The sequence below is a fragment of the Streptomyces sp. NPDC031100 genome (assembly GCF_055570785.1).
Genome location: NZ_JBVIGN010000016.1, coordinates 45,375 through 63,467, shown reverse-complemented (window position 1 = coordinate 63,467; position 18,093 = coordinate 45,375). Strand labels below are relative to the sequence as shown.

General features: G+C 70.5%; 16 protein-coding genes and 1 pseudogene. 7 read left to right on the top strand and 10 right to left on the bottom strand.

Annotated elements, in window-relative coordinates:
• Window positions 1-29 precede the first annotated feature (29 nt).
• Window positions 30-746 carry an LppU/SCO3897 family protein gene (locus ACZ5DS_RS35495; RefSeq protein WP_468246870.1) on the bottom strand — a complete coding sequence of 239 codons (717 nt, stop codon included), beginning with the start codon at window positions 744-746 and terminating at the stop codon, window positions 30-32.
• 85 nt (window positions 747-831) lie between these two features.
• Between ACZ5DS_RS35495 and ACZ5DS_RS35490 the strand changes: the two genes are divergently transcribed.
• The 6 genes from ACZ5DS_RS35490 (at window position 832) to ACZ5DS_RS35465 (ending at window position 8,212) form a co-directional block, all read left to right on the top strand.
• Window positions 832-1,434, top strand: a complete 603-nt coding sequence (locus ACZ5DS_RS35490) for a TetR/AcrR family transcriptional regulator (RefSeq protein WP_468246868.1) — start codon at window positions 832-834, stop codon at window positions 1,432-1,434.
• A gap of 45 nt (window positions 1,435-1,479) precedes the next feature.
• Window positions 1,480-1,929 carry a nucleoside deaminase gene (locus tag ACZ5DS_RS35485; RefSeq protein WP_468246865.1) on the top strand — a complete coding sequence of 150 codons (450 nt, stop codon included), beginning with the start codon at window positions 1,480-1,482 and terminating at the stop codon, window positions 1,927-1,929.
• Window positions 1,922-2,899, top strand: a complete 978-nt coding sequence (locus tag ACZ5DS_RS35480; RefSeq protein WP_468246862.1) for an isopenicillin N synthase family dioxygenase — start codon at window positions 1,922-1,924, stop codon at window positions 2,897-2,899. The genes ACZ5DS_RS35485 and ACZ5DS_RS35480 overlap by 8 nt, the downstream gene beginning before the upstream one ends.
• 129 nt (window positions 2,900-3,028) lie before the next feature.
• Window positions 3,029-4,423: a condensation domain-containing protein gene (locus ACZ5DS_RS35475; RefSeq protein ID WP_468246860.1), complete on the top strand. Its 1,395-nt coding sequence runs from the start codon at window positions 3,029-3,031 to the stop codon at window positions 4,421-4,423.
• A gap of 94 nt (window positions 4,424-4,517) precedes the next feature.
• Entirely contained in the window at window positions 4,518-6,665 is a 2,148-nt protein-coding gene (locus tag ACZ5DS_RS35470; protein ID WP_468246857.1) for a hypothetical protein, read from the top strand.
• Window positions 6,665-8,212 (top strand): hypothetical protein, encoded by a 1,548-nt coding sequence (locus tag ACZ5DS_RS35465; protein WP_468246854.1) that lies wholly within the window; start codon window positions 6,665-6,667, stop codon window positions 8,210-8,212. Before ACZ5DS_RS35470 ends, ACZ5DS_RS35465 begins: the two co-directional genes overlap by 1 nt.
• 22 nt (window positions 8,213-8,234) lie before the next feature.
• Here the strand turns inward: ACZ5DS_RS35465 and ACZ5DS_RS35460 are convergent, their stop codons facing one another.
• The 8 genes from ACZ5DS_RS35460 to hemL form a co-directional block, all read right to left on the bottom strand.
• Complete coding sequence (locus ACZ5DS_RS35460) at window positions 8,235-8,642, bottom strand: SRPBCC domain-containing protein (RefSeq protein ID WP_468246851.1); 408 nt, start codon at window positions 8,640-8,642, stop codon at window positions 8,235-8,237.
• 25 nt (window positions 8,643-8,667) lie between these two features.
• Window positions 8,668-9,768 (bottom strand): c-type cytochrome biogenesis protein CcsB, encoded by a 1,101-nt coding sequence (ccsB, locus tag ACZ5DS_RS35455; protein WP_468246849.1) that lies wholly within the window; start codon window positions 9,766-9,768, stop codon window positions 8,668-8,670.
• Complete coding sequence (gene resB, locus ACZ5DS_RS35450) at window positions 9,765-11,477, bottom strand: cytochrome c biogenesis protein ResB (protein WP_468246847.1); 1,713 nt, start codon at window positions 11,475-11,477, stop codon at window positions 9,765-9,767. The genes ccsB and resB overlap by 4 nt, the downstream gene beginning before the upstream one ends.
• A 3-nt stretch (window positions 11,478-11,480) precedes the next feature.
• Window positions 11,481-12,254, bottom strand: a complete 774-nt coding sequence (locus tag ACZ5DS_RS35445; RefSeq protein ID WP_468246844.1) for a cytochrome c biogenesis CcdA family protein — start codon at window positions 12,252-12,254, stop codon at window positions 11,481-11,483.
• Between the two features lies 1 nt (window position 12,255).
• A complete protein-coding gene (locus ACZ5DS_RS35440; protein ID WP_468246841.1) occupies window positions 12,256-12,846 on the bottom strand; it encodes a TlpA family protein disulfide reductase in 591 nt (196 codons plus the stop codon).
• Window positions 12,847-12,937: 91 nt separating this feature from the next.
• Window positions 12,938-14,233: a polysaccharide deacetylase family protein gene (locus tag ACZ5DS_RS35435; RefSeq protein ID WP_468246839.1), complete on the bottom strand. Its 1,296-nt coding sequence runs from the start codon at window positions 14,231-14,233 to the stop codon at window positions 12,938-12,940.
• 143 nt (window positions 14,234-14,376) lie between these two features.
• Entirely contained in the window at window positions 14,377-15,024 is a 648-nt protein-coding gene (locus tag ACZ5DS_RS35430; protein ID WP_468247167.1) for a histidine phosphatase family protein, read from the bottom strand.
• A 44-nt stretch (window positions 15,025-15,068) separates the two neighbouring features.
• On the bottom strand, window positions 15,069-16,385 hold the full coding sequence (gene hemL, locus ACZ5DS_RS35425) for a glutamate-1-semialdehyde 2,1-aminomutase (RefSeq protein ID WP_468247165.1): 1,317 nt from the start codon (window positions 16,383-16,385) through the stop codon (window positions 15,069-15,071).
• 300 nt (window positions 16,386-16,685) lie between these two features.
• On the opposite strand from hemL, the gene ACZ5DS_RS35420 reads away from it, so the two are divergent.
• Window positions 16,686-17,306, top strand: a complete 621-nt coding sequence (locus ACZ5DS_RS35420) for a hypothetical protein (protein WP_468246836.1) — start codon at window positions 16,686-16,688, stop codon at window positions 17,304-17,306.
• A gap of 67 nt (window positions 17,307-17,373) precedes the next feature.
• Here ACZ5DS_RS35420 and ACZ5DS_RS35415 read toward each other — a convergent pair.
• Window positions 17,374-17,753: pseudogene (locus tag ACZ5DS_RS35415) on the bottom strand (site-specific integrase); the annotation flags it as partial.
• Window positions 17,754-18,093 lie beyond the last annotated feature (340 nt).

Genomic DNA, 18,093 nt, shown 5'->3' with positions numbered 1-18,093 from the left:
GTTCCCCGTTCAACTCTCTCCCCCTGACGTCAGCGCGCGAACGAGCCTAGGCCCACCAGGCAGTACACGTACTCGTTGATGGTCGATCCGTTCCAGGTGTAGCGGTACGAGAAGGCGTACTGCGTACGGGGGTTGTCGTTGCAGCGGCTCATGTCGGAGGTCAGCGGGATGCTCTCGATCACCTTGTAGTGCGCGTCGGACGCCGAGCAGGAGACCTCCTCGACCCCGCTGACCGACTGCGCGGTGGTGGAGTCGGGCAGGGTCCCGTTGAGGCAGGTTCCGGTGTCGTACGGGCTCGGTTCCTCAGTCGGGTCCTCGGTGTACGGGTCCGACGAGTACGGGTCGCTCGTGTACGGGTCCGACGAGTAGGGGTCGCTCGTGTACGGGTCGTCGGTGGCGGGTGCCGACGGGGTGTACGACGAGGAGCCGCTCGCGGAGTCGTCGGACGAACTGTCGCCGCTCCCGTCGGTCAGGACCAGGAGCAGCACGATCGCGACGGCGACTCCGATCACCCCCAGGCAGGCGAGGCCCTGCTTGCCGCCGCCGGCGGCCGGAGCGGGCGTGACCCGGATCCGCAGCAGCACCTCGCGGTCGCCTGCCCGGAGCCGTACCAGGTCGCCGTCCCGGACGGGAGGGATGCGGACCGGCGGCACGCCTGCCTCCGGGGGCAGTCGAAGGACCGTTCCGGAGGCGGCCTGCTGCGGAGTGAGGGAAACGTGAATCTCGGACGACTCGGGTGACGACACCGGCGACTCCTGGGTGTGAGGATGTGCACCAGCGTGGTGCAGCAGACCACAGTTCTAAAATATGTTTCTAGAAAAGTATTCCAGAATGAGCCGCAAACAGCAGCGTGGCGCAGCCACCGTCGAGAACCTCCTGGACACCGCCCTGCGCGTGTACGCCGAGGCGGGCGACCAGGGCCTGACGGTGGGTGCCGTCACGAAGGCGAGCGGGGTGAGCCTGGGCAGCCTCTACCACCACTTCGGCAGCATCGACGGCCTGATGAACGCGCTGCTGATGCGCTGGCTGGGCCGGCTGCTGGACGAGATGGTCAAGGCTCTGGAGGGCACCCGCACCGCGCACACCGGCATCCGGGCCCTGGTCACGGCCTACCTGGGCTTCGTCCAGGAGCACCGGGCGGCCGCCCTGCTGCTGCACTCCTCCTACGCCGACCGCCAGGGCATGGCCGACGGCAAGCAGCTGCGCGACGCCCAGGAGGCCCGTCTCTCCCCGCTCGCGCAGTGGGCCCAGGCGTACGTCGACTCCGGCGAACTCGCCCCGCTGCCGCTGCCGTTGATCGAGTCCCTGGTCCTCGGCCCGGTCATCGGGGTCGCCCGCCGCTGGCTGTCCGGCATCGACGACGTCGACCTGGACGAGGCGGCACTGGTCCTGCCGGACCGGATCTGGCGATCGGTCTGCGCAGAGCCGAAATGACCTCTGTGCGTTGCCCCCGCCCCCTCTCCGGGGAACAGTGACCTCATGGATCAGCAACAGGCCCGCGCCTGGCTCGCCACCGCCGTCGCCGAGGCCCGCGCCGGGCTCGCCGAGGGCGGCATCCCGATCGGCGCCGCCCTCTACGGCCCCGACGGCACCCTGCTGGGCCGCGGCCGCAACCGCCGCGTCCAGGACGGCGACCCCTCGATGCACGCGGAGACGGCGGCGTTCCGGGCGGCGGGACGGCAGCGCACGTACCGCGGCACGACCATGGTGACCACGCTCTCCCCCTGCTGGTACTGCAGCGGCCTGGTCCGTCAGTTCGGGATAGGGCGGGTGGTGATCGGCGAGGCGGCCACCTTCCACGGCGGGCACGACTGGCTCGCCGGGCACGGTGTGGAGATCGTGCTGCTGGACGACCCCGACTGCATCGAGATGATGCGCGGCTTCATCAAGGACAACCCGGCTCTGTGGAACGAGGACATCGGTGACTGATCCGCGCGTTCCGACCATCGATCTGCGCCCCTGGCTGGACGGGGACGCCGAGACCCGCGCCGCCCTCGCCCGTACCGTCGACCGGGCCCTGCAGACCGCCGGCTTCCTGCTGGTCACCGGGCACGGTGTGGACCCGGAGCTGCGCGCGCGGATCCGTACCGCCGCCCGGGGCTTCTTCCTGCTGCCGGAAGAGATCAAGCGGAGGTACGAGGTCAAGGTCGGCGGGCGAGGGTGGCTGGGGCCGGGGGCCGAGGCCAACGCTTATGCGGAGGGGACCGAGACCCCGCCCGACCTGAAGGAGTCGCTGACCTTCGCCACGCACGAGCCGTTCGAGGACCCGGCCGTCAACGCCGAGTGGTACGCGCCCAACGTGTGGCCGGCCGAGGCGCCGGGACTCCGGCCGGTGTGCGAGGAGTACCTCGCGCACATGGCCGCCCTGGAGAAGGAGCTGCTGTCGCTGCTCGGGTACGCCCTCGGGCTCGAGCCCGACTTCTTCTCCCGGCACATGGACCATCCGACGTACGGCTTCAACATCAACTGGTATCCGGGGACCGAGGTGGTCGGCGAGGCCCGGCCCGGGCAGTTCCGGATCGGACCGCACACCGACTTCGGGACCGTCACCATCCTCGACCGGCAGGCGGGGAAGGGCGGCCTGCAGGTGTACACGGACCCCGCGGATGGAGGTGTCGGGTGGGAGGACGCGCCCTACGATCCGGCGGCCTTCACGATCAACATCGGGGACCTGATGGCCCGTTGGACCGGCGACCGGTGGCGTTCGGGGCGGCACCGGGTGCTGCCGCCGCCCGCCGACGCGCCCTCGGAGGAGCTGATGTCCCTGGTGTACTTCGGCGAGTGCACCCCGGGCACCCTGGTGGAGTCCGTGCCGGCGCCGGTGGGCCGGGTGGCGTACCCGCCCGTCGACTCGCACGTGTACCTGCGCGAGAAGCTGAACTCGATCACCGTCGGTTAATCACTTCCACGTTCGGCCCGCCACCCGTTCCGCTGAAATGCCCCGGGCGGGCATGTCCCGGCCGCGCCCGACGCCATTGCCTTGAAGGGGGCCCGCACTCTGGGGCCCCCTTTCTGCGATCGGAGACGCGTGCGAATCACTGACATCCAGCGCTGCGAGGTCCGGCCGGGACGGCTCGTCGAGTGGACGCTGAGTCCGGCCACCGTCGCCACGGCGAGGAACCTGCCGGACGACTCCCGGCCGCCGGCCTACATCCAGGAGTCGCACATCAGAACCGCCAAGTCCGTACGGGACGGCGGGCTGTTCGTGCCGACCTGGCTCGGTACCGCCTTCGACCTGCCCGGCCGGGTCGACCTCGACGTGCTCCAGGAGGCCCTGCGGGCCTGGACGGTGCGGCACGAGACGCTGCGCAGCGGCTTCCGCTGGTCGGGCGAGGCCGGGGACGAGCTGCGCCGGTTCACGCTCGACGCCGCCGACGTGTCCCTGCACCGCGAGACGGTCGGCGACTTCGCCGATCCCGGCGCCCTGGCCGGGCACCTCCAGGACCGCTTCGACGCCGTCGCGGACGCGCTGCGCTGGCCGAACCTCCTGTACGCGGCGGTCGCCCGGTCCGACTCGACCAGCGTGTACCTGGCCTTCGACCACAGCAACGTGGACGCCTACTCCCTGCACAGCATCCCCGCCGAGATCCAGGAGCTGTACACCGCGGGCGTCGAGGGGCGCGGGCCCGTGGCGCTGATGCCGGCCGCCAGCTACGTCGACTTCTGCGAGATCGAGCGGGCGGACGCCGACCGCATCGACGAACGTCATGACATCGTCGCCCGCTGGCGGGAGTTCATCCGGCGGGGCGACGGCATGCTGCCGAGCTTCCCCGTCGACCTCGGTCTGGAGGCGGGCGGCCCGCTGCCGCCGCAGAAGATGCTCTGCGAGCCCCTCACGGACGCGGACACGGCCGCCGCCTTCGAGGCGTACTGCCGGCCCCACGGCGGCAGCCTGGTCGGTCTGCTGGCGGCCACCGGACTGATCGTCCACGAACTCGGCGGGCAGTCCGTGTACCGGACGGTGGTGCCGTTCCACACCCGGGTGAAGTCCCGCTGGTGCGACTCGGTGGGCTGGTACGTGGGCGGCGCCCCGATCGAGGTGCCCGTGGCCCGCGCCCCCGACCTGCCGAGCACCCTGCGGGCCGTGCGCGCCGAGCTGCAGGCCAACCGGTCCCTGTCCCGGATGCCGCTGGCCCGGGTGCTGCGCCTGCTCGGCGCGGACTTCAAGCCGACCTCCCCCGACCTGTACTCGATCGTCTCGTTCGTGGACGCCCGCGGAATCCCGGGCGCCGGGCAGTGGGCCGAACAGAAGGCGTACGGGCTGATGCGGGTGTCGTACGGCGACCAGGTGTGCGTGTGGGTCAACCGGCTGCACGACGGCCTGTGGCTGGCGAGCCGCTACCCGGACACCGAGACGGCGGCCAAGACCATGCGGCTGTACGTCGAACGGCTGAGGGATCTGGTCGCGACGACCGTTTCGTGAAACTACGTCCACCGACTTCGTAACTCAACGGACATCACCGACCCTGGTCAGTTACAACTTCCCCTTTCTACACTGCTGTTGAGGGGGGAATGCGGTGCACAGACGGTTGCACGGGCGCGGAGCGCTGTTCGACGTCGATCCGGCCGGTCTCGCGCCCCGGCTGGTGGGGCTGCGCCCCCACCAACACCGCGGTCATCCGTACGAGCATCCGGGCGAACTGCCCTTCGTGGTGCTCACGGGTGCCCGCGGTCTGGGCAAGAGCGCGGTGCTGGGCGAGTTACGGGACGCCTACAAGGGCCACACGCCGGTCGCGCTGATCGACTGCGCGGAGGAGCAGTTCGCGAGGCCGCCCGCGGAGCGGCCCGCCGAGTCGTGGTCGCCGGTGGCGCAGGCGCTGCTGGTGATCGCCGAGCAGCTGGCCGCGCCGGTGACGGGCGCCGGGCGGATCACCTTCCCGCGGCTGATGTCGGGCCTGGTCGCGGTCGCCGCGAGTGGCTGGGGCGATGCCGACTCGGAGCGGATCCGCCGGGAGGTCGAGCGGATCCTGCTGCTCAACGAGAGCGGCTCGTGGATCAGCGGTCTCGCCGGGCGCTGGGCCGGGAAGGTGACGGCCAAGGTGGTCGCCGCGGCCACCGGCACCGGGCCGCTGCTGTCCGGCGCGATCGAGGCGACCCTGGAGTCCGTCGCCGAGGGCTTCACCAGCCGACGGCACCAGAAGGCGTCGGTGTGGTACCGGACGTACCCGAACGCGGGCGGGCACGCCCAGCGCGGGCTCATACTGCTGTCAGGGCACTTCCGGGCGGGCGGCACCTCCCGGGAGCACGCCGAGCGGTATCTGGTGCGGGCGCTGCTGGCCGACCTGACGGAGGCGTACGCGGGGGTGCTGCCGCGCATGCAGCGCCTCGGCCGGCCCCTGGTGCTGATCGACGACGCGCAGACCGCGCCGGGTCCGGGGCTCGTGGAGGCCGTGCTGCGCGACCGCGCCGAGGGCATCGCCGACCAGGTGGCGTTCGTCGCGGCCCGGCGCGGCGAGGGCCGGACGGAGCTGCAGAGCGCGGTCCGGCGGGAGCTGCCGGAGGTGGCCCGGCGCAGCGAGTGGACGCCGGACGCGGCCCCTTCCTCGCGGGCGCTGGTCGTCGCGCTGCCGCCGCTGAGCCCGGACGACACCCTGCACATCGTCGGCGCGGTCTGCGACGACATCCCGGTCCCGCCCCAACTCCCGCATGCCACCCACCGGTTGACCGGCGGCAATCCGCTGGGGATCGTCCTGCTCGCCGAGTCTGCCGCGCAGCACCTGCCGGAGGCGTCCTCGCTGGGCGAGCTGCTGACGGCGGACGTACGGCCCGGCGAGGACCAGCCGGCCGTGCCCGTCCACGAGGCGCTGCTGGACCGGCTGGTGCCCGCCGAGCACCTGGAGGAGCTGACGGTGCTGGCTGCCGCCCACGACCACGACTCTGCCTGTGCGCTGGCCGCGGCCCTGCTGCCGGACACCTTCGGCCCGGCGGACGTACGGGCCCTGCAGGCCCGGCTGGCCGAGGAGGGGCTGCCGACCGTGCCGGGGCAGTTCGTCGGCGATCCCTTCGTCCGCACCCTGCTGCTGCTCCGGCTGCACCTGCTGGACGCCGACCACGCCTCGTGGCGTACGGCCCACGAGACGCTGATCGCGCACTACCCGGACCCCGAGCAGGCCCGCTACCGGCTCCATCACCAGCTCGCCCTGGGCAGCACGGAGGCGGCGGTCGCCCATCTGCGCGACACCTTCCCCACCGCGGACACCCGCGCCTGGCTGCGCACGCTGCGCTTCGTCGCGGCCGCGCCCTACTTCCACGCGCACGACGCCGAGGGCCGCGACTTCGGCGGAGGCGGCGACCGGCGGGCCGCGATCGCGCTCGGCCGCACGGACGCCGGGCAGCGGCCGCCCGAGGACGCGGACGCCGTACTGCACCTGCGCATACGGCGGTTGCTGCACGCGGTGTGGCACCTGGGCGATCCGCTGGTGCTGCCCGACCCGAAGGTGTGCGACCGGCTCCGCTTCGAGCTGGAGCAGCTGTCCAACCTGCGGCCCGCGGGCAATGCGCTGCTGTGGCGGGCGTCCCGGGACTGGCCGACGGCGGCGCTCGCCGGGCGCCCGATGGGCGTACCCGACGACCCCCACGACCCCCACGACCCCGACGACCCCGACGACCCCGACGACCCCGACGACACGGACGACGGACCGGACGACCTGACCGGGGAGGCGTGATGGCGCGCAGAGGCGTGGGCACGTGGGTGCGCGAGAGCGTGTGGGAGATCCCGCTGCGCCGCTATCTGGCGCTGCTGGTGACGGTGGCCGTGGTGACGGGGCTGGTGTTCGGCGTCCGGGCGCTCGCGCACCAGGACCGGTCCTGCGCGCCGGGGGTGGCCCGGCCGGCGGACAGCGACGAGTGCGTGGGCGTGGCGACGGGCTCGTACGACTTCGGGCACGCCCAACTCCGGGACGTCGTACGGGCGATCGCGCGCGAGAACGACCGCCTCAAGCCCGGCGGCTACGTGACGGTCGCGCTGATGCTCCCGTACAGCTCCGACGCGCCGACCAACCTGAACGACATCCAGCACCAGCTGCAGGGCGCCTATCTGGCGCAGTACCAGGCCAACCACGCCGCCAACGGGGAGGCGCCCGCGATCCGGCTGGTGCTCGCCAACCCGGGCGCGACCGGGGACCACTGGCAGCAGACGGTGGACCAGCTGGCCCGGATGACGAGGAGCGCGGACCGGCTGCGGGCCGTTGCGGGCATCGGGCAGAGCACCGACAACAACAAGAAGGCCGTCCAGGCGCTGACCCGACGCGGGATCCCGGTGGTGGGCTCCTCGATCACCGCCGACGACCTGGCCAACGGGCAGGGCGGCGCGGACCCCTATCCCGGTCTGGCCCGGGTGTCGCCGACGAACACCGACGAGGCCCGTGCGCTCGCCTCCTTCGCCAAGGTGAGCGCGGGCAAGGCGCTGCTGGTGTACGACAAGCCGGGCGACCCGTACACCCGGACGCTGCAGGAGTCGTTCGCGGCGCTGATCAAGGGCTCGCCGTACGAGCCGCAGCCGTTCACACCGCCCGCCGACCGCAGCAAGGAGGGCACGACCGCGAACACCTTCCGGCAGATCACGCACCTGGTGTGCGACACCTCCCGGGGGACCGACACGATCCTGTTCGCGGGACGCCACACCCAGCTGCGGCAGTTCATCAACGCGCTGGGCGGACGCGGCTGCCAGGACCGGAAGTTCACCGTGCTGACCGGCGACGAGGCCTCGTACCTGACCCACGAGAAGGACCTGGACCGCGACGCCCTGCGCCACAACCTCTCCGTGCGCTACACCTCCCTCGCCCACCCGGACGCCTGGACCAGGGACCCGGCGAAGACCGGCGGCTCGGCGGCGGACTTCGGGGTGCTGCAGCGGCTGCTGACGGCCGCCGGGCGGGAGCCGTCCGGGCCGATCGGCCCGGTCGCCCTGGACGACGGCCAGCTGATCATCGGCTATGACGCCCTGCAGCTGGCGGTGCACGGCATCCGCGAGGCGGTGCCGGACGGGAGGAGCGTCCCGGCGCTCGCGGACGTCGGCCTCCAGTGGCCGCAGGTCAAGGGCTCGCTCAGGGTGAGCGGGGCGAGCGGCTGGATCTGCCTGGACGTGCACGGCAACCCGTACGACAAGGCCGTGCCCATCGTGGAGCTGACCCCCGAGGGCGGCTCACGGTTCGTCCGGATCGCCTGGCCGGAGGGGAAGCCCCCGGCGAAGGAGTGCCTGCCGCCGTCCTAGCCGGACCGGGCCCAGGCCTGGCCTAGGCCTGGGAGGGCTCCAGGACTTCGATCAGGCGTTCGAAGCGGGTGCGCCAGCCGGCCTCCGACTCCCGCTCCCCCTTGAACTCATGGGTGAAGCGCAGCACGCTCGCCGTCTCCCCGTCCCGCTCCAGGTGGAACCGGATCCGGCCGCCGCCCTCCACCGTGTACTCCGCCACCCGGTCGACGTCCCACGCCGTCACCCGCCCGCTGCCCAGGTCACGCAGGGTGACCGCGCCGCCGAGCCGGGGTTCGAGCTCGTCGACGGGGGTGAACCAGCCCCCGAGCCCCGCGGGGGTGCCCACCGCCGCCCAGACCTCCTCCATGCGCCGCGGGATCCGCACCAGGAAGTGGAGTATGTGCGTGTCCCCGTGCGTCTGGCTGGTGCCCTGTTCGATGGAACCGGTCATGGCACCAGTGTCCCCGACCGGGCAGTCACACGCCCGCGTAGGAGTGCTTGCCGCTCACGAAGATGTTGACGCCGTAGTAGTTGAACAGCCAGCAGCCGAACGCGATCATCGCCAGGTAGGCGGCCTTGCGGCCCTTCCAGCCGGCCGTGGCGCGGGCGTGCAGGTAGCAGGCATAGGCGATCCAGGTGATGAAGGACCAGGTCTCCTTGGGGTCCCAGTTCCAGTACCGACCCCAGGCGTCGCCCGCCCAGATGGCGCCCGCGATGATCGTGAACGTCCAGAGGGGGAAGACGGCCGCGTTGACCCGGTAGGCGAACTTGTCGAGGGACGCCGAGGCGGGCAGGCGCTCCAGGACCGAGGCCGCGAACGCGCCGGGCTTGCCGCCGGTCTGCAGCTTGTTCTCGTACGAGTCCTTGAACAGGTACAGGATCGTGGCGACCGCGCCGACGTAGAAGACCGCGCCGCAGAAGATCGCGGTGGAGACGTGGATGTACAGCCAGTACGAGTGCAGGGCGGGGACCAGCTGGTCGCTGGCGGTGTACAGGACGGTGACCGCCAGGCCGAGGTCGAGCAGGACCGTGGTGACCAGGAACAGGCCGAGCCAGCGCACGTTCTTCTTCAGCGCCAGCAGCCCGAGGTACACGCCGACGGCGACCGTGGAGAAGGTGATGTTGAACTCGTACATGTTGCCCCACGGCGCCCGCTCCACGGAGGCCGCGCGGCTGACGACCCCGGCCAGCTCCACCAGGAACGCGAGCACCGTGAGCGAGATGGCGATCCGCCCGTAGAGGTCGCCCTGCTCGTCCCCGCCGTGCGCGCCGGGCCCGTCCGGCACGTCGCGGGCGCCGGAGGCTGAGCGGACGACCACCTTGGGCCGCTCCAGTACGGCGGTGCCACCGGCCTGCTTCACGGTGACGGCGGGGCCGCTCGCTTTCGCCGCGGTGTCGGCGGTCAGCGCGGCGGCCGTACGGGCCACCTTGCTGCGGCTGCCGAAGAGCCACTCGGCGATGTGCGCGAAGAAGGCCAGGGTGTAGACGGCCATGGACGAGTAGATCAGCGTGTTGCTGATGCTCGCCAGGTGTTCGTTGGTCGCGGCGGCGAGATCGGTTGCGGCGGCGAGAGTCACTGGTCAGCCCCTTCGGCAGGTACGACTTCGGGGTCGGGGGTTTGTGAAGGGTCGTCGTCGGGGTCGGGTGCCCCCGGCGCCTGGTCGTAGAGGATTCCGGCGAGGTCGCCCAGCTCCTCGGGCACCTTGGCGGACTCGCTGCGGCCGAGCCCGGCCATCTCGACGACCGTGACGCCGTCGGCGCCGCGCACCGCCCGCACCCACACACGGCGGCGCTGGATGAACAGGGAGGCGGCCAGACCGAAGATCGCCGCGATGGCACCGCCGAGCGCCCAGCCGCTGCCCGGCTCCTGGACGATCTCGAAGCCGGCCCACTCCTTGACGTCCTTCTCGAAGGTGATGGACCCGGCGCCGTTCGGCAGCTGCATGGTGTCGCCCGGCTTGAGCAGCTTCTTCAGCTGATTGCCCTGGGCGTCCTTGAACTGCTTCATGTGCTTGGTGTCGAGCTGGTACACGCTCTGCGCCAGGCCCGCGTTCACCCCGCCCAGGTCGCCGTGGTAGGCGTTCACCGCGAGGAGCGGGTTCACCAGCGCCGGGTACTGCGACAGCATCGTGCCGCTCTTCGGGTCGAAGGTCGGCACGAAGAAGGCCTGGAAGCCGAGCTGTTCCTTCGTGCCCCGGCCGTCGCGGTAACCGTCCATCACCTTGATCACGCCGTTGGAGGTGACGTTGCCGTCGAGCGGCAGCAGCGGGACGGCGTCCTGGAAGACGATCGTGCCCCGGCCGTCGCGGACGGTGACGACGGGCGCGTAGCCGTGGCTGACGAGGTAGACCTTGGAGTCGCCGATCTCCAGCGGCTTGTTGACCTTGACGGTGGCCGGCTTCTCCTTGCCGTACGCACCCTCGCTGTAGGTGATGTTCGCCTGGAAGGTGCGCGGGGTGCCCCGGTTGGGGCCGCTGACCTCGTAGGTGGCCCGGAAGTCCTTCAGGTCGAAGCTGAACGGCACGAGGTCGTCGTTCTGGAACATGCTGCCGGACTTGAAGTCGTCGTACATCGGCAGCGCGTTGGAGAAGCCGTCGCCCTCCACCATCAGCTTGGTGCCGTCCGACTTGAACAGCTGGCCCGAGGCGAAGGCGACCAGCAGCACGATCAGCGCGATGTGGAAGGCCAGGTTGCCCAGCTCGCGCACATACCCCTTCTCGGCGGCGACCGCGTCACCGGCGAGGTGGGCGCGGAAGCGGCGCTTGTTCAGCAGCGCGAGCGCGGCCTCGCGGACCTCTTCCGGCTCGGCGGTGGTGCGCCAGGTGGTGTAGGCGGGCAGCCGGGTCAGCCGCCTCGGTGCACCCGGCGGACGGCCGCGTAGCTGACCGACGAACTGCCAGGTGCGCGGGACGATGCAGCCGATGAGGGAGACGAACAGCAGGATGTAGATCGCGGAGAACCACACCGAGCTGTAGACGTGGAACAGGCCGAGCTTGTCGTAAATCGGCGCGAGCGTCTCGTGCGCCTTGCGGAAGTCGTCGACCTTGGTGGCGTCGGCGCCGGTCTGCGGGATCAGCGAGCCGGGGATCGCACCGAGCGAGAGCAGCAGGAGCAGCAGCAGCGCGACCCGCATGGAGGTCAGCTGCCGCCAGAACCAGCGGACCCAGCCGATCACCCCCAGGCCGGGCACCGAGGCGAGCTCCTCCTGCGGGGCGGTGGACAACTGGGAGCCGGCCGCCCCCAGGTCCTCCTGGTCCTGGCTCTTGTCGGTTTCGGTTGTGCTCATCGATCAGATCCCCACAGTGAAGCCGTTGGACCAGCCCTGCATCTCCTGCACGAGACTGTCCCACGCCCCGGTCAGCAGCAGCACACCGGTCACGATCATCATCGTGCCGCCGATGCGCATCACCCAGACATAGTGGCGCTTGACCCAGCCGAAGGCACCGAGCGCCTTGCGGAAGGCGATGGCCGTGATGACGAAGGGCACGCCCAGGCCCAGGCAGTACGCGACGGTCAGTATCGCGCCCCGGCCGGCGCTCGCCTGCTGGGAGGAGAGGGCGACGACGGAGGCGAGGGTGGGTCCGATGCAGGGCGTCCAGCCGATGCCGAACAGGGCACCGAGGAGGGGCGCGCCGACCAGGCCGGTGGCCGGGCGCTGGTGGAAGCGGAACTCGCGCTGGGTCAGCCAGGGCATCAGGCCCATGAAGAAGACGCCCAGCAGGATCATGAGTACGCCGAGCACCTTGGACAGGGTGTCCTTGTACTCCTGCAGGGTCGAGCCGAAGAACCCGAACAGGGCCCCGCCGGAGACGAACACGACCGTGAAGCCGAGGACGAAGAGGGCGGCGCCCGTGGCCATCCGCCCGCGCCGGGCCTCGGCCAGGTCGGTGCCGGCGACCCCGGTGACGTAGGAGAGGTAACCGGGCACGAGCGGCAGGACGCACGGCGAGAAGAAGGAGACGAGACCGCCGAGCACGGCGATCGGCAGGGCGATCAGCAGGGCGCCGTTGAGGACGGTGGAGTTCCGGCCCGTCTCCGCGGCCAGCGTGACGAGTGCGCTCACGTCACTTCTCCGCGAGGACCGGCTTGAGCATCTTCAGCAGGCTGGTGTCGTCGAGCGCCTCCAGCGCCCGCGCGGCGACCTTCCCGTGCTTGTCGATGACGAGCGTGGAGGGGATCAGCTGCGGGTTGAGCGTGCCCCTCTTGAAGCGGAGCATCAGCTTGCCCGTCGGGTCGTACAGGCTCGGGTAGCTGATCCCGTGCTCCTTCTCGAAGGCGACCGCGGGGGTGGTGCTGGTGTCCCGGGTGTTGATGCCGACGAACTGGACGCCCTTGCCCTCGTACGCCTTGGAGACCTTGGAGAAGTACTGGGCCTCCTCCCGGCAGGGCCCGCACCACGAGCCCCAGACGTTGATCACGACGACCTTGCCCCGGTAGTCGGCGACGTCCAGGGTCTTGCCGTCGATGGTCTTGCCGGACAGGTCGGGCGCCGTGGCCCGCTTGCCCTGCGGGGCGGTGTCGATGCCGTTGTTGCCGGTGACGAAGTTGGTGTTGCCGCCCCCGCCGGAGGTGCCTCCGTTGCCGCACGCGGACAGGGTCAGGGCCGCCGCGGCGGCCACGGCACCGAGCAGGGCGGCGCGGCTACGGGTACTCATGTGAAAAGTTTCGCATGCCTGTTCCGAGGATCTCGCGCGCCCCCCTGCCGGGCGGAAAACCGCATTTCAGGGCGTATTTACTCCGGACATTTCAGGCGGCATCGGAGGAGCCCGACCTGGTGTCCCGCAGGAACTCCTTCCAGCCGCCGGTCGGCTGCTGTCCGACCCCCAGCGTGCGCAGCTTGGCGAGCACCTCGGGCTTCTGGACGTCCATCCAGTCCACGAACTGCCGGAAGGAGACCAGGCGTACGTCCGCGCCCTTCTCCTTCTCGCGCGCGATGTGCTTGAAGGCCTCCTCGACGGAGTCCATGTAGATGCCGCCGTTCCACTGCTCGAAGTGGTTGCCGATGAAGAACGGTGCCCGGTTTGTCTTGTATGCCCGCTCAAATCCCGCGATGTACGCCCCCGCGGACTGCTTGCGCCAGCCCGGGTAGTTGGCGGGCGGCGCCTTGGTCGAGTTGACCGACTGGTTGGCGAGCATGTTGTAGTCCATGGACAGGACCTCGAAGGAGCGTCCGGGGAAAGGTATCTGCTGCAACGGCAGGTCCCAGATGCCCAGCTTCTTCTCCGGCCACACCTGACGGCCGCCCGGCGAGGAGGCGTCGTAGCGCCAGCCCAGCTTCTTGGCGGTGGGCAGCAGGTTGTTCTGGCCGAGCAGACAGGGCGTCCGGCCGCCGACCAGCTCCTTGTCGTAGTCGAACGGCAGCGAGGGCAGGTCGGTCCAGCCGGTGTTGGTGCGCCACTCCTTCACGAACGCCTTGGCCTGCCGGATCTCGCTGTCCCACTGCTGCGCGGTCCAGTTGCCGACCGTGCCGGTGCCCGCGCAGAAGTGCCCGTTGAAGTGGGTGCCGATCTCGTGCCCCTCCAGCCAGGCCCGGCGCACATTGGTCAGCGTGGCCTTGATGTGCGGGTCGGTGAGGTAGCCGATGTCGGAGGCGCCGCGCGGGTTGTTCGGCGGCTCGTACATCCGCTTCTTCGCCTCGGGCAGCAGATACAGCCCCGAGAGGAAGAAGGTCATGCTCGCGCCGTGCTCCTTGGCGAGGTCCAGGAAGCGCGGGAAGAGACCGTTGCCGACCTCGCCGGCACCGTCCCAGGAGAAGATCACGAACTGCGGCGGGGTCTGGCCCGGCTCCAGCGGCTCGGGCTTGGCCGGCTGGTGCGGCTGCCTGCCGGTGAAGGAGGTGGAGCCGTCGCCGATGGGACGCGCCTTGATCCCGCCGTTCTTCCCTCCCCCGCCTCCTCCGCCGGAGTTCCCGGAACCGGACGTGTGCCCGCCGCCGTCCGAGGACTTGAGGGACCCACAGCCGGCGAGCCCGGCGGCGGCCGCCGCGCCCGCGCCGAGGCCGAGTATTCCCCTCCGGGAAAGGGTCCGGGAGAACGTGCGCATGGAAATCCCCGATTCATCGCGCCTGCTGGGTCACCCAGTCAGAGGGTGCGACGATCGGGGAGGTTCCGTTGATTCTTATGTTTTTCGCAATAGCTCCGGCAAAAGCACCCTAAGGATGTCAAACGGACTGCCAGGAACGGCAGTTACGCGCCGAAGGCCTTGCTCTTGCCCTTCACCGGCTTGGCACCGGCGCGCAGGTGCGCCGGTACGAGGTCGATGGCGGGCTCGCCGTAGCCGACGGAGACGATCCTGTCCCCCTGATATGTGAAAGTCGTCAGGGAGGCGAGCGTGCACTGCCGCCGGCGCGGGTCGTGCCACAGCCGCCGCTTCTCGACGTACGACCGCACGATCCAGATCGGCAGCTGGTGGCTGACCAGCACCGCCTCGTGCCCGCGGGCCTGGTCCTTGGCCGCGTTCAGCGCGCCCATCATCCGTACGACCTGGTCGACGTACGGCTCGCCCCAGGACGGCTTGAACGGGTTGACGAGGTGCTTCCAGTTCGCGGGCTTGCGCAGCGCGCCGTCCCCGACCCCGAAGGTCTTGCCCTGGAAGACGTTGTCGGCCTCGATCAGCCGCTCGTCGGTGGCGAGGTCCAGCCCGTGCGCCTTGGCGATCGGGGTGGCGGTCTCCTGCGCGCGCTCCAGCGGCGAGGCCGCCACGTACGTGACGTCCCGCGAGGCGAGGTGGTCCGCGACCCGGTCGGCCATCTGCCGGCCCAGCTCGGACAGGTGGTAGCCGGAGAGCCGCCCGTAGAGGATCCCGTCCGGGTTGTCGACCTCGCCGTGCCGCATGAGATGGACGACGGTGATGTCCTTGCTGTTGGCGCTGTCGGCGCTCACGCGGTGGCCTCCGCGGCGGCTCGGGCCGCCGCCGGAAGGGCGTCGGCGATCTTCTGGATGGCCCGCTCGTCGTGGGCCGTGGACACGAACCAGGACTCGAAGGACGACGGCGGCAGATAGACGCCGTTCGCCAGCAGCGAGTGGAAGAAGGCGGTGAAGCGGAACGACTCCTGCCGCTTGGCGTCCTCGTAGTCTCGCACCTGCCGGTCGGTGAAGAACACGGAGAACATGTTGGAGGCGGTCTGCAGCCGGTGCGCGACGCCCTCCTTGCTCAGCGCCTCCGTGACCAGGCCCTGGATCTGCTCGGAGACGGCATCGACCTTCTCGTACGCCGCATCGTCGAGGAGCCGCAGCTGGGCGAGCCCGGCGGCGGTGGCGACGGGGTTCCCGGAGAGGGTGCCGGCCTGGTAGACGGGCCCGGCGGGCGCAAGGTGGGCCATCACATCGGCGCGACCACCGAAGGCGGCGGCGGGGAACCCGCCACCCATGACCTTCCCGAAGGTCATGAGATCGGGCGTGACCCCGTCGATCCCGTACCAGCCGCTCCTGCTGGTCCGGAAGCCCGTCATGACCTCATCGGAGATGAACAGAGCGCCGTTCTTCCGGCAGGCGTCCTTGAGCCCCTGGTTGAAGCCGGGCCCCGGCGGCACGACGCCCATGTTGCCGGGCGAGGCCTCGGTGATGACGCAGGCGATCTCGCCCGGGTGCCGGTGGAAGGCCTCCTGCACGGCCTCGAGATCGTTGTACGGCAGCACGATCGTGTCGCCGGCCTGGGCGCCGGTGACACCCGGGGTGTCGGGCAGCGCAAAGGTCGCGACCCCGCTCCCCGCCGCCGCGAGCAGCGAGTCCACGTGACCGTGATAACACCCGGCGAACTTGATCACCTTGGACCGCCGGGTGAACCCACGGGCGAGCCGGATGGCCGACATGGTGGCCTCGGTCCCGCTGCTGACGAGCCGCACCTGCTCGACGGGCTCGACCCGGGCGACGATCTCCTCGGCGAGCGCGACCTCGCCCTCACCGGGCGTACCGAAGGACGTACCGCGCGCGACCGCCTCCTGGACGGCGGCGATGACCTCGGGGTGGGAATGCCCCAGAATCATCGGCCCCCAGGAGCAGACCAGGTCGACATACTCCCGCCCGTCGGCGTCGGTCAGGTACGGTCCCCTGCCGGAGACCATGAACCGGGGCGTGCCGCCCACGGCGCGGAAGGCGCGCACCGGGGAGTTCACGCCGCCCGGCGTGACGACGGACGCACGGTCGAAGAGCGCCTGCGAGGCGGGCGCTTCATAGGGATAGGGCAGTTCGCTCATGGCACTCATGACGTGCGACTTCTCCGACTTCTCGGACTCCGGTTGCGTGGTGACCTCCTCAGGGTAGGCCGCGCCTCGCTCCGCGAGCGGCCGACCTCAAGATCGCAGTCGTGGCATCTGCGAGACTGGCACCTGATACACACAGCTCATGCGGCACGTAGTAGTAAGGGCCTGTTGAAGATCCTGCGGACTGGTATTTCACCGCACGTTTCGGCGGGCGGCCGTGGGGGAGGTCACTGACACGATGATCGGGTTGCGCGGCGGGGGCCACGCGTCCTAGAAAAGCAGTCGGGTGGAGATATGCATCGCGGTGGCGGACTGGGCGAGGGGACTGATGACCTGGGTCCTCGACGTGCCCGGCGGGGAAGGCACCGGCGCGACGCGGAGGAAAGTACCGAAGCACGTCATACACAAGGTGTACCGGGTGAGCCCGAGCGGAGCCGGGCCGACCGCCTCCGGGCGGGGAGCAGGAATGGTGGTCGGGTGGGGGTGACGTACAAGTACTTCGGCGCGCCGGACGGCGCGACCGCGGCCCGCGTCCCCATCTCGATGCGCCCCGAGGAACTCGGCGGCGACGAGCTGGGCATGAACGGCATGTTCACCAAGATCAAGCCGGAGACGATGGCCGCGATGGTGCTGACCGGCATCGAGGGCGTGCCCCTGCACAAGGTGCCGCCCCTGGAGCTGGTCGTCCTGCACCCCGACTACGCCGTCGTCAAGCTCCCCATGACCGTCGTCGACCCCCTCCGCGGCATCGGCGAGGAAGCGGTGGGCGCGGCGGCCTTCATCTGGTCGACGGTGCCGGACCGGGGTGGGCCGCGGGATGCGTTCAATGTGTACCAGTTGCTGCACGAGTGGCAGGACTTTTCGCATCGGTTGCATGAGGCGGGGCATCAGCCGTATTGCCTGGTTTGGCCCTGAGCTGGGGTTTCGTGGGGTTGGGGCGGGGCTTTCGGGTCCTGCCTTCGCTAGTGCCTGAGGTGGGCCGTTAGGCGGCCAGGGCACATTGAGGGCACATGGGTTTCGGTGAGGGCACCGATGTGCCCTGGGCGTCTCCGCTGGCCTGCGCCTCCGTCTCCGCTTCCGTTAAGGCGTCGTCGATCGCCTTGCGGGTACGCGTCTCGCTGGACGGCAGCAGGTGCGTGTACGTCCGGAGCGTGAAGCCCGTGTCAGGGTGCCGAGGTACTCGGAGAGCGCCTTGATGCTCTCCCCCGCGTCCAGGAGCACGGAGGCGTAGGCGTGCGGGAGGGCGTGCATCCTGTCCTCCGGGGCCGCCTGGAGGTACCTCGCCCCGCGCTCGCGCGGAGGGATCACGCCGGCGGCGGCCAGAGCGCGCTTCCAGTCCCCCATGTTGAATACGCTGCCGGTCATCGCAGCCAGACGTTGGCACGCACTCCGGCAGCACGACCAGCAGGTCGTCGCCTCCCGCCAAGCGCTCGTCGACCTCCAGGCTGCCTACGACCAGGCAGCCGCAGTTCCGCTGGCTGTCCTCGCCCGCCGCAAGCCGCCGGCGCCCAAGGTCGAACGATTTGCCGCCATGCTCTACGAGGCCCTACCTGAACACGCCCAGCGAGTCCTCGACGACCCCGCCTGGCCGGCTCTGACCGTCGTCCTCACCCGAACCGAGGCAGCAGGCCACGATCCCCCGACAACTCCTCCAGCAGGCCGCCCACCAGCACGCGCTGGATGATGCCCGCTCCACTGCAGG

Bases quoted from the DNA above. Each gene is read 5' to 3' on its own strand.
- ACZ5DS_RS35420 (WP_468246836.1), top strand. From the start codon at position 16,686: ATGCATCGCGGTGGCGGACTGGGCGAGGGGACTGATGACCTGGGTCCT.
- resB (WP_468246847.1), bottom strand. From the start codon at position 11,477: ATGAGCACAACCGAAACCGACAAGAGCCAGGACCAGGAGGACCTGGGG.
- ACZ5DS_RS35465 (WP_468246854.1), top strand. From the start codon at position 6,665: ATGGCGCGCAGAGGCGTGGGCACGTGGGTGCGCGAGAGCGTGTGGGAG.
- ACZ5DS_RS35440 (WP_468246841.1), bottom strand. From the start codon at position 12,846: ATGAGTACCCGTAGCCGCGCCGCCCTGCTCGGTGCCGTGGCCGCCGCG.
- ACZ5DS_RS35490 (WP_468246868.1), top strand. From the start codon at position 832: ATGAGCCGCAAACAGCAGCGTGGCGCAGCCACCGTCGAGAACCTCCTG.
- hemL (WP_468247165.1), bottom strand. From the start codon at position 16,385: ATGAGCGAACTGCCCTATCCCTATGAAGCGCCCGCCTCGCAGGCGCTC.
- ACZ5DS_RS35485 (WP_468246865.1), top strand. From the start codon at position 1,480: ATGGATCAGCAACAGGCCCGCGCCTGGCTCGCCACCGCCGTCGCCGAG.
- ACZ5DS_RS35430 (WP_468247167.1), bottom strand. From the start codon at position 15,024: ATGCGGCACGGCGAGGTCGACAACCCGGACGGGATCCTCTACGGGCGG.
- ACZ5DS_RS35460 (WP_468246851.1), bottom strand. From the start codon at position 8,642: ATGACCGGTTCCATCGAACAGGGCACCAGCCAGACGCACGGGGACACG.
- ACZ5DS_RS35435 (WP_468246839.1), bottom strand. From the start codon at position 14,233: ATGCGCACGTTCTCCCGGACCCTTTCCCGGAGGGGAATACTCGGCCTC.